We start from the raw sequence: 16,203 nt of genomic DNA, 5'->3' as shown, positions 1-16,203 counted from the left end.
TTTAGCTAGCGATCGCTGGCTCATACTCAATCAAAAAGCTTGGTATGCTAATGATATTTTCACCACCTCAAATATAGGGAAAAGCAACCCTTGATTATACCACAAAATATTTATGCAAGAGTTCTTAAGTGCTGAGTTAGGAATTAAGAATGAGTATCCGAGGTAGATACACAAGATTTTAACTCTCCTCTTACTCAAGAGCAGCCTACCTTAACAGATAAATTCCATTAACCTAAGCATATTGGCCCATATAAGCCAATACGCTTGGGTTGAGAAGAATAGTAGCGACTGTTTTAAAAGTCAAGCAATCGCTTTGTTTGTGGAGATTTATGAAAGCGATGCCTACGGTGGTCACTAAGCTTGCCGTTCGCGCAGCGTCTCGTAGAGAAGTACGGGCTACGCCTACGCACCTGTATACTTGATCGCGGTGCGACAAAGTTTGAAGTACTCCAACACGACTTCGGAGTACTTCAACACGACTTCGGAGTACTTCAACACGACTTCGGAGTACTTCAACACGACTTCGGAGTACTTCAACACGACTTCGGAGTACTTCAACACGACTTCGGAGTACCTCAACACGACTTCGGAGTACCTCAACACGATTTCGAGGTATCTATTGCTTATAAGCTGTTCCACATTTAAATTGCATAAGTACGGCGAGCAAGATGCCCACCCCACAAGAGTTATATAAATTTTAGATATGCAAACTAGATGTGGTTTAGCTTATAGCAGTCCTAAATCATTCGTAAAATAAGATTGTTTTTCTCAGCGTTCTCTCTGCCTCTGCGGTTAAAAAGTAATTATTTTAACCACAGAGACACAGAGAACACAGAGAGAAGAAGTTAAAATAATTCGTAATTCGTAATTGAATTCTTCACTACGAATTACGTTAGCGTAGCGGGGCGTAGCCCATTACGAATTAGTAATTAGTTAATAGGGCCACTTCCAATCGCGAATTTCCGGCATATCATCGCCGTTTTTCTCAATGTAATGTTTGTGTTCGATCAGCTTATCTTGCAACTGCTGTTTGACATAAGCTGCCCTATATCCTAGTTTTGGTACGCGATCAATTACGTCCATTACTAGATGAAAGCGATCTAGATCGTTAAGCACAACCATATCAAAGGGAGTGGTGGTGGTTCCTTCTTCTTTATAGCCACGCACATGCAAGTTATCATGGTTAGGCTGGCGATAGGTTAGGCGATGAATCAGCCAAGGATAGCCATGAAATGCAAAGATAATCGGTTTGTTTGTGGTAAAAATGGTTTCAAAGTCTTTTCCGCTCAAACCGTGGGGATGTTCGCTTTTTGGCTGTAGTGTCATCAAATCGACTATGTTCACTACCCGCACCTTTAACTCAGGGAAGTGCTGACGCAGAATGTCCACAGCCGCTAAAGTTTCTAAAGTGGGAATATCTCCAGCACAAGCCATCACTACATCTGGTTCGCCGCCTTGGTCGTTGCTTGCCCATTCCCAAATACCGATGCCCTTGGTGCAGTGCTTGATAGCAGCATCCATATCTAGGTATTGCAATGCTGGTTGCTTTCCGGCAACGATGACGTTGACATAGTTACGACTTCTTAAACAATGGTCAGTTACCGATAGCAAAGTGTTGGCATCGGGGGGCAAATACACGCGAACGATTTCTGCTTTTTTGTTGATTACATGGTCAATAAAACCGGGGTCTTGGTGCGAAAAACCGTTGTGGTCTTGCCGCCAAACGTGTGAGGTGAGTAGATAATTGAGGGAAGCAATTGGTTTACGCCAGGGAATATCTCTGGTCGTTTTCAGCCATTTGGCGTGCTGATTGAACATTGAGTCAATGATGTGGATGAACGCCTCATAGCAAGAGAAAAACCCGTGGCGGCCGGTGAGGAGGTAGCCTTCTAACCATCCTTGACAATTAGTTTCGCTGAGAACTTCCATTACCCGACCATCAGGGGAAAGGTGGTCATCTTCGGGGAGGCCCTGGGCTACCCAAGTCCGGTTTGTAACTTCCAACACACCGCCCAAGCGATTCGATGCTGTTTCATCAGGGCCAACGATGCGAAAGTTGCGGCTTTCTTGGTTAAGTTGCATGATATCCCGCAGAAAAGTTCCTGCAACTTGGGTAGCTTCAGCGATCGCTTGCCCTGGTTTGAGAACATCTACAGCATAGTCCTGAAAGTCGGGCATCTTCAGGTCGCGCAGCAAAAGACCGCCGTTAGCGTGGGGATTGTCACCCATGCGTCGATGACCTTTGGGAGCCAGTTCTGCTAGTTCGGGAATCAGTGTACCGTTAGCGTCGAAGAGTTCTTCTGGGTTGTAACTCTTCATCCAATCTTCTAGGAGTTTCAGATGTTCTGGCTGTTTGGTTATGTTGCTCAAGGGAACTTGGTGCGATCGCCAAGAACCTTCTGTTTTTTTGCCATCAACTTCCTTTGGCCCTGTCCAACCTTTGGGGGTTTTCAAGACAATCATTGGCCACTGGGGACGTTCGGTGAAACCGTGTACGCGGGCTTCTCTTTGGATACTTTGAATTTCGGTGATCGCTGTATCTAGAGTCGCCGCCATCTGTTGGTGGACATCTGCGGGATCGTCGCCTTCGACAAAATAGGGCTTGTAGCCGTAGCCTACAAATAAGCTTTCTAATTCCTCATGGCTGATCCGTGCCAGTACTGTTGGGTTAGCAATTTTATACCCATTTAAGTGGAGGATCGGCAGTACAGCCCCATCATGCACGGGGTTAAGAAACTTATTGGAATGCCAACTAGTTGCTAAAGCACCTGTTTCAGCTTCACCGTCACCCACAACAGCAGCAACAATTAAGTCAGGGTTATCAAAGGCAGCACCGTAAGCATGGACGAGGGCATAACCTAATTCCCCCCCTTCGTGGATGGAACCAGGGGTTTCTGGTGCAACGTGGCTAGGAATCCCACCAGGGAAAGAGAACTGTTTGAAGAGTTTATGGATTCCTTCAGCATCCTGGGAGATGTTGTGATAATACTCGGTGTAAGTGCCTTCCAGATAGGTGTTGGCTACCAGTCCAGGGCCTCCATGACCAGGGCCAGCAATATAGATCGTGTTTAGATCATATTTTTTAATGACCCGATTCAGGTGGGCATAGATCAAGTTAAGCCCTGGTGTTGTTCCCCAGTGACCTAAGAGCCTGGGTTTGACGTGTTCCAGCTTTAGCGGTTCTCTCAGTAGCGGATTGTCGAGTAAATATATCTGCCCAACCGAAAGATAGTTAGCTGCACGCCAGTAGGCGTTTATCTTACGTAATTCTTCTTCTGTTAAAGGCTTTGTTTGTGGAGTTGTTGCTAATGTCATTATCGACACTCCATTAGAGAAGGTTTTTGGCGGATCATCCAGTCAGCAATTATACTTTTTTTCAAAATAATTGCCATCTCCCCATCATGAGTTCTTCCAGCCTTTGGATTAATTTCCTTGCTTCTGGGCAAGAATGGAGAGCGATGTCTAGAACGGGCTACGCTTACGCCACTAATTGATACTATCAATCAACATATTTTCCTTATAATTGCTTAGTTATAAAGTGTGCTAAAATGCTATTTTTGGCATTAATAAATAGTTAGTAGAAAGTGTTCCTAATTTTCGGATTAATCGCTGCCTATAGATGACAACTACTTGATCAAAAAGTACCACTGACTCTTTTAAACCGCCTTCACCGGAAGGTATGAATATCAAAGGCTCATTCACGGTAATGCGCTATCAGTAATTGTCTAGTTACCTGCTGTAGTAAACTACATCTAAGGCAGAGGACTGCATTCAATAGTTATAGCGCTGTGAAAAAAATCCTGATTGTGTCGGCGAATCCCACGACGACGGATAAACTACGGTTGGACGAGGAAGTTAGGGAAATTCAGGAAGGCTTGCAACGCTCTCGCAGCCGAGATAAGTTTGAACTTATTACTAAATGGGCAGTGCGTCCTGACGATTTGCGGCGTGCGCTTTTAGATCACGATCCTCATATTATCCATTTTTCTGGACATGGTGGAGGAAATCAAGGTTTAGCCTTAGAAAATAATACAGGGCAAATGCAGCTGGTGAGTACGGAGTCACTGGCAAGGCTATTTAAGTTATTTAAAGACAAAATTGAGTGTGTATTATTAAATGCCTGTTATAGCGAGGTGCAAGCTGAAGCAATTTATCAACACATTAATTGCGTAGTTGGGATGAATCGGGCAATTGGGGACAGGGCAGCAATTAAATTCGCGGTAGGCTTTTATGATGCACTAGGCGCTGATAGGTCTTATGAGGATGCTTATGAGTTTGGCTGTAGCGCTATTGATTTAGAAAGTATTCCAGAGTCTTCCACCCCAGTGCTGAAAAGTCGGAACAATCCCCAAGGTGCTATCTCTGCTAACGAAATTATTCCAGATACAGAGATAAAAACAGCAGTCTCCTTAGAAAATCCCGAAGGGCAGGTAGCTCTAAACTCTGCGTTCTATGTGGAGCGATCGCCTATTGAGGTAGACTGTTATGAAGCTATTCTTCAACCAGGGGCCTTAATTCGCATCAAAGCTCCCCGGCAGATGGGCAAAACTTCGCTCATGTCGCGGGTTCTCCATCATGCTAGTCAAAACGGCTATCAGACAGCAGCCGTAAATTTCCAGTCAGCCGATGCAGAATTTCTCGGCAATTTAGATCAGTTTTTGCAGTGGTTCTGTGCCAGCATTACCTACGAACTGAATCTACCCGATAAGTTAGATGAGTATTGGAAAGGTGTTTTAGGTAGCAAGAATAAATGTACAAATTACTTTCAACGGTATTTATTACCCGCCATTAATAGCCCCGTAGCTATAGGTTTGGATGAAGTTGATGAAGTCTTCAAGCATCCTATAATTGCTGCTGATTTTTTTGGATTACTACGAGCTTGGCATGAGCGGTCAAAGAATGAGACGGTTTGGAAAAATCTCCGGTTGGTAATTGTGCATTCTAAGGAAGTTTATATTCCGCTCAATATTAATCAGTCACCTTTTAATGTCGGCTTACCCATTGAGTTGCCAGACTTAAATCAAATACAAGTACAAAACTTGGTACAGCGTCACGGACTCAATTGGTCTGATTCACAAATTGAAGAATTAATGACACTCGTCGGTGGTCATCCTTATTTAGTGCGGGTAGCGCTTTATGAAATTGCCCGTGGTCGAATGACGCTGGAAAATCTGCAAAAAATCGCGGCAACTGAGGAAGGCCCTTACAGTGACCATCTGCGCCGCCATTGGCTGAATTTGCAAGAGGATGCAGAATTGCTAGCTGCGGTCAAACAAGTGATGATGGCAAATCGCCCCGTAGATGTAGGCACAACTGAAGCGTTTAAACTCCGCAGCATGGGGTTAGTTAAGTTTCAAGGCAATCAAGTAGTGCCACTGTGTAAATTGTATCGTCAATATTTTTGCGATCGCTTGGGGTTGAAAAATTAAAAAAGTACATTAGGAGTGCAATATAACTTTCATCTCCAATTACCATTTAGTACCAATTTGAAAAAAGAATGCGACACATAGACAAATTCCTCCGCTTATCCAGGTATCACCCCCCTTAATCCCCCCTTGTTAAGGGGGGAGATCAGAAATCCGGTTCCCTCCCCTTTCTAAGGGGAGGGTTAGGGTGGGGTAATCTATCGCAAACATTTTTTGAATCGCTATAACTAAAAGGCTCAAAAATGGTTCAAGTTATTCAAGGAAAAGATATCACCCTAGCCCAACTCATAGATCAATTTGGGCTACAACGTGCAGACAACGAACAGTTTTTTTCAGAGTGGCAGCAAGATTTACCTGAGTTGAGTGACTTAGAAAAGCAATCTCTCAACGAAGTCAAGGCAGACTATTTGCATTTATCCCGCTACCAAATTTTAGAACCTGTAGTCAAAATGGTGGTGCTATCTCCGATGTTGCGTCTAGCAGGTTTTTATCAACCGCCTTTTTACATCGCGTCGAAAGAAGAGGTCAGAATTTCTTCTGAAGACGAAGGCATGATTATCAGAGGACGTATTGACATCTTGGTGTTTCATCCTCCACTTTGGGTTTTCGTTATTGAGGCAAAACGAGCAGATTACTCCTTAGTGCCAGCAATTCCACAAGCATTGGCTTATATGTTGGCAGATGCAACTTCAGCAAAACCTGTTTTTGGGTTTGTCACCAATGGTAGTGAATTTCAATTTATTAAGTTGACGAAACAGAGTACACCGAGATATGCCTTATCTTACACACTGTCGCTTAATCGTGGGGATGACTTATATACTGTGGTAAAAGTGTTAAAACATCTAGCTGGTTTAATTCGTAATTCGTAATTATGACCTCTCCTTGGTTTTACTACGCAAAACCGTCCCTCTCCGAATCGGAGAGGGACAGACTTGAACTTTAGTTCAAGGCAGGGAGAGGTTTGTTTAACTCACGCTGAATTTTTAATTGTTTATGACCCAATACCAGTATCAAGTCGGTGGGAGTCTGCCTCAAAATGCACCAACTTATGTTAGACGGCAAGCTGACCATGACCTCTATGAAGGCTTGAAGGCTGGGGATTTTTGTTATGTACTCAATTCCCGGCAGATGGGAAAATCTAGCTTGCGGGTGCAGGTAATGCAGCAGTTGCAAACTGAGGGATTTGCTTGTGCTGCTGTTGATATTACAGCTATTGGTACGGCAGATATTACGCCAGAACAGTGGTATGCCGGGGTGATTGATACTCTGGTGGGAAGTTTTAATATTTATACAACTTTTGATTTAGATACTTGGTGGACTGATAACGGGTTGCTTTCACCAGTGCAGCGCTTGAGCAAGTTTTTTGAAACAATATTACTAAAAACAATTACTGAAAAGATTGTTATTTTTATTGATGAAATTGACAGCATTCTGAGTCTTTCATTCAACTTGGATGACTTTTTTGCAGTTATCCGCGATTGCTACAACCGACGAGCAGACCATCCTGAATATAATCGCCTCACTTTTGCTTTGATTGGCGTGTCTACGCCTTCAGATTTGATTCAAGACAAACGCCGGACACCTTTTAATATTGGCCAGGCAATTGATTTAACTGGCTTTCAACTCCAAGAGGCGCAACCCTTGGCACAGGGATTGGCAGAAGTGGGTGATTCTCAAGAATTGATGCAGGTGGTGCTGGACTGGACGGGAGGACAGCCGTTTTTGACGCAAAAAGTTTGTAAGTTGCTGGTGCAGGGGTGCAGGGGGGCAGGAGGGCAGGGGAGCAGAGGGGCAGAGGAGTGCGTGGAGAGTTTGGTACGCGAGGGGATTATTGAGAATTGGGAGACGCAGGATGAGCCGGAGCATTTGAAGACGATTCGAGACAGGATTATGCGGAGTGGGGAACAGAGGACTGGGCGATTGTTGGCTTTGTGTCAGCAGATTTCGCAGCAGGGAGAGATAGCCACTGATGATAGTGCTGAACAAACTGAATTGCGGTTGACGGGTTTGGTGGTAAAGCGGGATGGAAAGCTGCGAATTTATAACCGGATATATAAGGAGGTGTTTAAGCAGGAGTGGAGCGAGAAGATTTTAGCAAAGTTGCGTCCTTATTCTGATACTTTGAATGCCTGGGTTGAGTCAGAACGACAGGATGAGTCGCGGTTATTGCGGGGTAAGGCTTTGCAGGATGCTCAGGAATGGGCTGCGGGTAAAAGTTTGAGTGACTTGGATTATCAGTTTTTGGCTGCTAGCCAGGAATTAGAGAAGCGCGATGTGCAGAAACGCCTGGAAGTTGAGGAAGAGGCGAGGCTGGTTTTGGCGGAGGCGAACCGCAAAGCTAATCGGCGGATTCAAATTGGTTCTGTGGTGTTGGGGTTAGCTGTGGTGGGGGCTGTAGCATCGTTAATATTGGCTCAATATCAATTGGGACAGGCGCGAACAGCAAGAAAACAAACAGATGATGCCCAAACAGAGTTAAAAAAGGCAAAGACCGAAACCGACATAACTAAGCAAGATAATGCGCGGATATCAGCAGATAATAAAAAGATATCGGCACAGGCTACACAGGTACAACTTAATCTTCGTGATGCCACAGTCAAGCTCAAGGCTGCAAATGCCAATGTGAATCAGGCACAGCAAAACCTGAAATTAGCCGAAAACAAAGTGGTAGCAGCTAGCGCAAAGGCTAGTCAAGCTGAAGGACAGGCAAAGCAAGCTATTCAACAAGGACAAGAGGCGCAACAGCAGCGTGAAAAAGCTGTTGCAGATTTAAATCGGGCAAAGGAAGAACAACAGCAGGCGCAACAACAGTTAGAAACAGCTAGAGTTGCTCTCAATACGGCAGTTAATGCCCGCACAACTTCTCTTGAGGAATTAAAAAAGGCAGATGCAGCGCGCGAAATTGCTTTGAAGGCTACGCAATTGGAACGAGAAGGTACTGCTGTATTGCGGGAGTTTGTACCTTCAAAGGAAATTGAGGGCTTGCTGTTGGCAGTGCAGAGTGCGGAAGCACTAAAAACTCTAGTCAAGGATAAAAAATCTCTAGCAGATTATCCTGCTTACAGCCCATTGTTTAGTTTACAGAATATTCTGCTGAATATTCGGGAAATAAATCGCCTAAAAGGTCATGGCGCTGAGGTCAGAAGTGTGGTGTTTAGCCCTGACGGCAAAACCTTAGCCTCCGCCAGTGATGACAATACGATCAAACTGTGGAATCGGGACACAGGTAAAGTCATTTCCACCCTAGAAGGTCATGGCGCTTCGGTCTGGAGTGTGGTGTTCAGCCCCGACGGCAAAACCTTAGCCTCCGCCAGTGCTGACAAGACGATCAAATTGTGGAATCGGGACACAGGTAAAGTCATTTCTACCCTAGAAGGTCATAGCAGTTCGGTCTTGAGTGTGGTGTTCAGCCCCGACGGCAAAACCTTAGCCTCTGCCAGTTTAGACAATACGATCAAACTGTGGAATCGGGACACAGGTAAAGTCATTTCCACCCTAGAAGGTCATAGCGAATGGGTCATTAGTGTGGTGTTCAGCCCTGACGGCAAAACCTTAGCCTCTGCCAGTTTAGACAAGACGATCAAACTGTGGAATCGGGACACAGGTAAAGTCATTTCTACCCTAGAAGGTCATGGTACTCCGGTCTGGAGTGTGGTGTTCAGCCCTGACGGCAAAACCTTAGCCTCTGCCAGTTTAGGCAAGACGATCAAACTGTGGAATCGGGACACAGGTAAAGTCATTTCTACCCTAGAAGGTCATGGCGCTGAGGTCAGAAGTGTGGTGTTCAGCCCTGACGGCAAAACCTTAGCCTCCGCCAGTAATGACAATACGATCAAACTGTGGAATCGGGACACAGGTAAAGTCATTTCCACCCTAGAAGGTCATGGCGCTTCGGTCTGGAGTGTGGTGTTCAGCCCAGATGGCAAAACCTTAGCCTCCGCCAGTTTTGACAACACGATCAAACTGTGGAATTGGGAAATAGGTAAAGTCATTTCCACCCTAGAAGGTCATAGCAGTTCGGTCTTGAGTGTGGTGTTCAGCCCCGACGGCAAAACCTTAGCCTCCGCCAGTGCTGACAAGACGATCAAATTGTGGAATCGGGACATAGGTAAAGTCATTTCTACCCTAGAAGGTCATAGCAGTTCGGTCTTGAGTGTGGTGTTCAGCCCCGACGGCAAAACCTTAGCCTCTGCCAGTTTAGACAATACGATCAAACTGTGGAATCGGGACACAGGTAAAGTCATTTCTACCCTAGAAGGTCATGGTACTCCGGTCTGGAGTGTGGTGTTCAGCCCTGACGGCAAAACCTTAGCCTCCGCCAGTGCTGACAAGACGATCAAACTGTGGAATCGGGACACAGGTAAAGTCATTTCCACCCTAGAAGGTCATGGCGATTTGGTCTTGAGTGTGGTGTTCAGCCCCGACGGCAAAACCTTAGCCTCCGCCAGTGCTGACAAGACGATCAAACTGTGGAATCGGGACACAGGTAAAGTCATTTCCACCCTAGAAGGTCATGGCAGTTGGGTCAATAGTGTGGTGTTCAGCCCCGACGGCAAAACCTTAGCCTCCGCTAGTGCTGACAAGACGATCAAACTGTGGAATCGGGACACAGGTAAAGTCATTTCCACTCTAGAAGGTCATGGCGCTGAGGTCAGAAGTGTGGTGTTCAGCCCCGACGGCAAAACCTTAGCCTCCGCCAGTGCTGACAAGACGATCAAACTGTGGAATCGGGACACAGGTAAAGTCATTTCCACCCTAGAAGGTCATGGCGATGGGGTCTATAGTGTGGTGTTCAGCCCCGACGGCAAAACCTTAGCCTCCGCCAGTTTTGACAACACGATCAAACTGTGGAATTTGGATCTTGATGATTTACTGGTGCAGGGTTGCAGTTGGCTTAAGGGTTATTTAACTAGTCATCCTGATGCACCAAGGGTGTGTTCGGGGAGGTAGGGGCAGCACTTCTCTACGAGACGCTGCGCGAACGACTACGCTTAGTGACCAGTGCAGAGAGGCAGGGGTGTAAGTTATGGGTGCGAATGTAGAGCCAAAGGCTTAGGCGTAGCCCGTCGTAGTTCTTAACTCGAAGTTCCGAGTTCCGAACACGAACGGTCGAGTAAAAAGGTCGAAGTTCCGAGTTCCGAACACGAACGGCCGAGCAAAAAGGTCGAACTTCCGAGTTCCGAACACCAATGACTGAGTAAAAAGGTCGAACTTCCGAGTTCCGAACACCAATGACCGAGCAAAAAGGTCAAAGTTCCGAGTTCCGAACACCAATGACCGAGCAAAAAGGTCGAAGTTCCGAGTTAAACCTCCGGTTCCACTCCCAGCGCTTTTAACTGAGCGGCTAATCTCTCTGCACGCTGCCGTTCTTTTGCTGCTAACTCCAAACCCCACAGTAATAATTCGCCGTTGTCATCCCACCAACGTAACCAATAACCTGTGCGGTTTTCTCGGCTTCCTTGCCATACGCCTAAAAACAAATTCATTTCCGCAATCCAGTGACGATTATTTGCATCTGGTGTTTGCAGTTCATAATTTCCTAAATCATCTCGCCGATAAACTTCTAAAACTCCGCCGTCTGGTTCAAAAATGGCATAGTTTGGCACTTGTAAAATCTGCTCATAATAAAACCATTTACCAGGGGGATAGGTCGGTTTACTAGAATACTCTCCACCTTCGGTATCTGAGAGAAATTCCATCACAATTACGGGAATATCACCTTGGAGTCGTGGCGTATAACTGCGCTTCACTTCTTCTCGTGAGACTCGAATAGATGATACATATCCCCAATCTGGTGCTTTGACCACAAATCGATTATTCAAGGTGGCGCAGATACCGTAGTTAGTGATGGTTAAAGCATCGGCGGGTAATCTGCCAGCAAGTTCCAAGCTTTCTGTTAAAGCAGCAGCCAAGAGTGGCTGATTAATGTTATCCACTGGTTCGTTGTCTAAAACAAAATCATCAGGTAACTTTTCCCAGGTGACATTATGAGTGGCTGCATTGGCTAGCATAATCAGAATATCTCAAGTACAACTTCAATTTCTAATAGCCCGATTAAAAAATTGCCCACGGCATTACTCCTGAGCAAGGGTTCGCACTTCTTCTACTGACAATCCCAAAGCTTGGGCAATCTGTTCGATGCTCAAATTCATTTGCAATAATCGGGGTATGGCATCTCTTCTAGCTTGTTCTGCAAGTTCCGCCCGTTGTCGTTCTTGTTCAGCCCGTTGGCGTTCTTGTTCGGCGTTGCGAGAAATTTCTGTATAAGTTAAAAACCTTTCTCCATCAGGGCGATATAACTGTAAACCCTCTGTTGATGAAGCAAACCGAATTTTCAAACGGGGACTCACCCAATCTTCCATTTGGGGGATGACATCTAAACCGTCTTCGCTACGCAACCATCCACGCAAATTATTGCGATCGGGATCGTAAATGTAGTATTCTTCCACGCCATAGCGATCATAGAAAAGTAATTTCTTGTCCATTTCAGTTTGGGTGTTGCTCGGAGAAAGAATTTCAAACACTACTTGCGGTGCAATTCCCTCCTCTTTCCATTGTTGGTAGCACAACCGATCGCCCTTTGGTCTACCTAATACCACCAGCACATCTGGGGCGTTAACAATTTTGTTGCGTCCCTCTACCGGATACCAAAATAAATCCCCGGCGACAAAAACATTTGGATCGTCAGCAAATAGCCAATCTAGATTCTGCTTAATTTCCACAATCCAGCCAAACTGTATAGTATTATTTGCCACTGGTTGTCCGTCACTATCTGGGTAGATGACCTCTGGCTGGGTCGGCGGTTGGATTTGCGATACCATAGCTTCGCCCTCAGAAGGATATTTAATCGGGATGCTTCCAAATTAGCAGACTCTTAAGGATGTCTGCGCCATGAATCTGGAAGGATAACTAACTAAAACAGTACGATTGTTCTACTATAAACTAATTAAAGATAGTATTATTAAGGACTGTTTCATAAGAAACTCCTTCTTCGCCGCCCAATATGTCAGACAAACAGCTAGCAGCATCCTTGAATGGACATCTTCCTTACCCCAGCCACAACAGCCAGAATACCATTCGGATTCGGGGTGCTAGGCAGCATAATCTGAAAAATATTGACTTGGAATTGCCACGCGATCGCCTAATCGTATTCACTGGCGTTTCTGGTTCTGGTAAGTCTTCCCTAGCCTTTGATACCATTTTCGCTGAAGGGCAACGTCGCTATGTCGAATCCCTCAGCGCCTACGCACGGCAATTTTTAGGACAACTGGATAAGCCGGATGTGGAAGCCATTGAAGGCTTAAGTCCAGCAATTTCTATTGACCAAAAGTCAACCTCTCATAACCCCCGTTCCACTGTCGGTACGGTGACAGAGATTTACGACTATTTGCGCCTGTTGTTTGGTCGAGCTGGCGAACCCCATTGTCCGATATGCGATCGCTGTATTGCACCCCAGACAATCGATGAGATGTGCGATCGCATCATGGAATTACCAGATCGCACCCGCTTCCAAATTCTTGCACCCGTTGTCCGGGGGAAGAAAGGCACACACCGTAAGCTTTTGTCAAGTCTTGCTTCTCAAGGTTTTGTCCGCGTGCGGATCAATGGCGAGATCCGCGAACTGTCAGATTCCATTGAATTGGATAAAAATTTTACCCACACCATCGAAGTGGTAATTGACCGCTTGGTGAAAAAGGCTGATATTCAGGAGCGTTTGGTTGATTCCCTGTCTACGTGTCTCAAGCAATCCGGTGGTATTGCAGCCATTCTGGTGAGTCTGCTTGGCGACGACGGACAAGAAAAGGAAGAAGAATTAGTATTTTCGGAAAACTTTGCCTGTCCAGAACATGGCGCGGTAATGGAAGAATTATCACCGCGATTGTTCTCGTTTAACTCACCTTATGGTGCTTGTCCGCACTGTCACGGAATTGGGACTTTAAGAAGATTTGCGCCAGACTTGATCGTACCGGACTGGGAAGCGCCAGTTTATGCTGCGATCGCGCCTTGGTCAGAAAAAGATAATTCTTATTATCTGGAATTACTCTATAGCGTAGGACAGATTTATGGATTTGAGTTACAGACAAATTGGAGCAAGCTGACAGAAGAACAGCAGCAAATTATTTTCTATGGAGAGAAAGATGAACGAGCCGCAGAAGCACAGAGGAAGCAGAGTTTTAAAGGTGCTATTCCAATTTTACAACGGCAATATGAGGGTGGATCAGAATTAATTAAGCAAAAATTAGAGCAGTATTTAATTGATCAACCGTGTGAAGTTTGTCTGGGAAAACGGTTAAAACCGGAAGCCTTGGCGGTGAAGTTGGGACAATATGGAATTTTAGAATTGACTACCGTATCAATTCGGGATTGTCGGGAGAGAATTGAGCAATTTAAGTTGAGCGATCGCCAGTTACAAATTGCTGATTTAGTCCTGCGAGAAATCAAAGCCAGATTGCAATTTTTGTTAGATGTAGGTTTAGATTACCTCACCCTTGACCGTCCAGCTATGACCCTTTCCGGTGGTGAAGCCCAACGAATTCGTCTAGCAACGCAAATTGGTTCTGGTTTAACAGGAGTTCTCTACGTTTTAGATGAACCGAGTATTGGTTTGCATCAACGAGATAATGGCAGGTTGCTCAAAACCTTAACGAAATTGCGCGATTTGGGTAATACATTGATTGTCGTTGAACACGATGAAGAAACAATTCGTGCAGCCAACCACATTGTTGATATTGGCCCTGGCGCAGGAATTCACGGCGGAAATATTATCGCCCAAGGTGATTTTCAGACGTTATTAGCAGCAGAAGATTCTTTGACGGGTGCATATTTATCAGGAAGACGAGTAATTACCACACCAGCAGAACGCCGAGAAGGAAATGGGCGCAGTTTGGGAATTAAAAATGCCCATCGCAACAATTTACAAAATATAGATGTAGACATTCCATTAGGTAAACTCGTCTCCATCACTGGTGTGTCTGGTTCCGGCAAATCTACCCTGATTAACGAATTACTGTACCCATCTCTGCAACACCATTTAACTAAGAAAGTTCCCTTACCGAGACATTTGGATAAAATCCAGGGGTTAAACGCGATTGATAAAGCGATCGTTATCGATCAATCTCCCATTGGACGCACACCACGTTCTAACCCTGCAACTTACACAGGGATTTTCGATGCCATTCGAGATGTATTTTCCCAAACAGTAGAAGCCAAAGCTAGGGGTTACAAACCTGGACAATTTTCCTTCAACGTTAAAGGTGGACGTTGCGAAGCTTGTAGCGGACAGGGTGTGAATGTTATTGAAATGAACTTTCTCCCTGATGTTTACGTGCAATGTGAAATTTGTAAAGGTGCAAGATACAACCGCGAAACGTTACAGGTGAAGTACAAAGATAAGTCTATATCTGATGTACTGAGAATGACAGTTGAGGAAAGTTTAGACTTTTTCCAGAATATACCCAAAGCGATCGCACGTTTGCAAACTTTATTTGATGTCGGGTTAGGTTATGTCCAACTAGGACAACCTGCGACTACCTTGTCTGGTGGTGAAGCGCAACGGGTGAAATTGGCGACAGAACTATCTCGACGCGCCACAGGTAAGACACTTTATTTAATAGATGAACCGACAACAGGGTTATCTTTTTATGATGTCCATAAATTGTTAGATGTGTTGCAACGATTGGTAGATAAAGGTAATTCAATTTTAGTAATTGAACACAACTTAGATGTAATTCGTTGCTCTGACTGGGTGATAGATTTGGGACCAGAAGGTGGCGATAAAGGGGGAGAATTGATTGCTGTGGGGACACCGGAGGAAGTTGCAAAAAATCCCAGGTCTTATACTGGGCAATATTTAAAGCAAGTTTTGAAGCAGTATCCGGCGGTGAAATCTTAGTCTTTTGAAAGTAGGATGGTGCATTATATAAAACTAAACCATCCTATCTCTAAATTTTATCCCTAGTTTGAGGCTATTTAATCTTTATGTAACTGTTGAATTGCAGTATGGGTAAGTCAAAGGTTGTAGCAAACGTATTATGAAACTTCCTAACCCTGAATGCGCTATCGTTGAAATAGATAAAATTGCGGGTTACTGTCTCAACCCAGAACATCCAGAGAGAAAACACAAAGCCCATGTATTTAAATCTGCACTAGACTTAAATTTAGATGATGCAGAAGAATTACAAGCCATACTTTTACAAGCAGTAGTCAATTATGATGCTATCCCTGGTAAAAGTAATTCATACAGTCAAAAATATATCATTGATTTTCCCTGAATCGTTCAGATAAACAAGCAATTATTCAAAGTGTTTGGATAGTGCGTAATAAGGAAGGCTTCCCCCGCCTAGTCACCTGTTATATAATCTAAAATCTAAGCAATGAGGTAATACCAATGAAATTATTAGATGTGGTTGCCCTAACCGAAGACTTCCCACAATTGGGATTGCATCGCGGTCAAGTAGGAACAATTGTAGAAGAGTATGAACCTAAAGTTTTTGAAGTAGAATTCAGCGACTTAAGAGGAAAAGTTTATGCCGTAGAAACGTAAGGATTCAGGTCTAATATTGAGGAAGTAAAGAAGGGCAAGACAGGCAGTTACTAGAATTAGCAATTAAAGCCTGTGCAAAAAAATCAATGACAGACCTAGCTTGACGACGACAAGTCTGTACCACGGTCAATAAATTAGCAGTATGTTGAAACCGCTCCATTGAACGGGAACCACCACTAACTTTACGTTTTGTCACAGCCAAACGCAGCGTTCGCGAAGCGTGTCCGAAGGACT

The 16,203-nt window shown here is 44.8% G+C and carries 9 protein-coding genes and 1 pseudogene; 6 read left to right on the top strand and 4 right to left on the bottom strand.

Features of this window, described 5'->3' with window-relative positions; translation table 11 throughout:
* Nucleotides 1–933: 933 nt before the first annotated feature.
* Nucleotides 934–3,315: a phosphoketolase gene (locus LC608_RS34020; protein ID WP_229557779.1), complete on the bottom strand. Its 2,382-nt coding sequence runs from the start codon at nucleotides 3,313–3,315 to the stop codon at nucleotides 934–936.
* 398 nt (nucleotides 3,316–3,713) lie between these two features.
* Between LC608_RS34020 and LC608_RS34015 the strand changes: the two genes are divergently transcribed.
* The 3 genes from LC608_RS34015 to LC608_RS34005 all read left to right on the top strand — a co-directional run bounded on the left by LC608_RS34015 (nucleotide 3,714) and on the right by LC608_RS34005 (nucleotide 10,376).
* Nucleotides 3,714–5,429 carry an AAA-like domain-containing protein gene (locus LC608_RS34015; RefSeq protein WP_308189968.1) on the top strand — a complete coding sequence of 572 codons (1,716 nt, stop codon included), beginning with the start codon at nucleotides 3,714–3,716 and terminating at the stop codon, nucleotides 5,427–5,429.
* Between the two features lie 239 nt (nucleotides 5,430–5,668).
* Complete coding sequence (locus LC608_RS34010; RefSeq protein WP_229557777.1) at nucleotides 5,669–6,295, top strand: type I restriction enzyme HsdR N-terminal domain-containing protein; 627 nt, start codon at nucleotides 5,669–5,671, stop codon at nucleotides 6,293–6,295.
* Between the two features lie 124 nt (nucleotides 6,296–6,419).
* Nucleotides 6,420–10,376 (top strand): AAA-like domain-containing protein, encoded by a 3,957-nt coding sequence (locus LC608_RS34005; protein ID WP_229557776.1) that lies wholly within the window; start codon nucleotides 6,420–6,422, stop codon nucleotides 10,374–10,376.
* A gap of 353 nt (nucleotides 10,377–10,729) precedes the next feature.
* Here the strand turns inward: LC608_RS34005 and LC608_RS34000 are convergent, their stop codons facing one another.
* Entirely contained in the window at nucleotides 10,730–11,437 is a 708-nt protein-coding gene (locus LC608_RS34000; protein ID WP_229557775.1) for a Uma2 family endonuclease, read from the bottom strand.
* Between the two features lie 63 nt (nucleotides 11,438–11,500).
* The gene (locus tag LC608_RS33995; RefSeq protein ID WP_229557774.1) at nucleotides 11,501–12,247 is read right to left on the bottom strand and encodes a Uma2 family endonuclease; all 747 of its coding nucleotides are present in this window, start codon (nucleotides 12,245–12,247) and stop codon (nucleotides 11,501–11,503) included.
* 182 nt (nucleotides 12,248–12,429) lie between these two features.
* Between LC608_RS33995 and uvrA the strand changes: the two genes are divergently transcribed.
* From uvrA to LC608_RS33980, 3 genes are all read left to right on the top strand, one after another.
* The gene (uvrA, locus tag LC608_RS33990; protein WP_229557773.1) at nucleotides 12,430–15,318 is read left to right on the top strand and encodes an excinuclease ABC subunit UvrA; all 2,889 of its coding nucleotides are present in this window, start codon (nucleotides 12,430–12,432) and stop codon (nucleotides 15,316–15,318) included.
* Between the two features lie 139 nt (nucleotides 15,319–15,457).
* Nucleotides 15,458–15,697 (top strand): DUF6883 domain-containing protein, encoded by a 240-nt coding sequence (locus LC608_RS33985; RefSeq protein WP_229557772.1) that lies wholly within the window; start codon nucleotides 15,458–15,460, stop codon nucleotides 15,695–15,697.
* Between the two features lie 116 nt (nucleotides 15,698–15,813).
* Nucleotides 15,814–15,969, top strand: a complete 156-nt coding sequence (locus tag LC608_RS33980; protein WP_229557771.1) for a DUF4926 domain-containing protein — start codon at nucleotides 15,814–15,816, stop codon at nucleotides 15,967–15,969.
* 10 nt (nucleotides 15,970–15,979) lie between these two features.
* Here the strand turns inward: LC608_RS33980 and LC608_RS33975 are convergent.
* Nucleotides 15,980–16,203 (bottom strand): annotated as a pseudogene (locus tag LC608_RS33975) (IS66 family transposase); the annotation flags it as partial.

This window comes from Nostoc sp. XA010, assembly GCF_020829625.1.
In the GTDB taxonomy this organism is placed as follows: Bacteria; Cyanobacteriota; Cyanobacteriia; order Cyanobacteriales; family Nostocaceae; genus Nostoc.
This window is presented reverse-complemented; position numbering and strand designations above follow the sequence as displayed.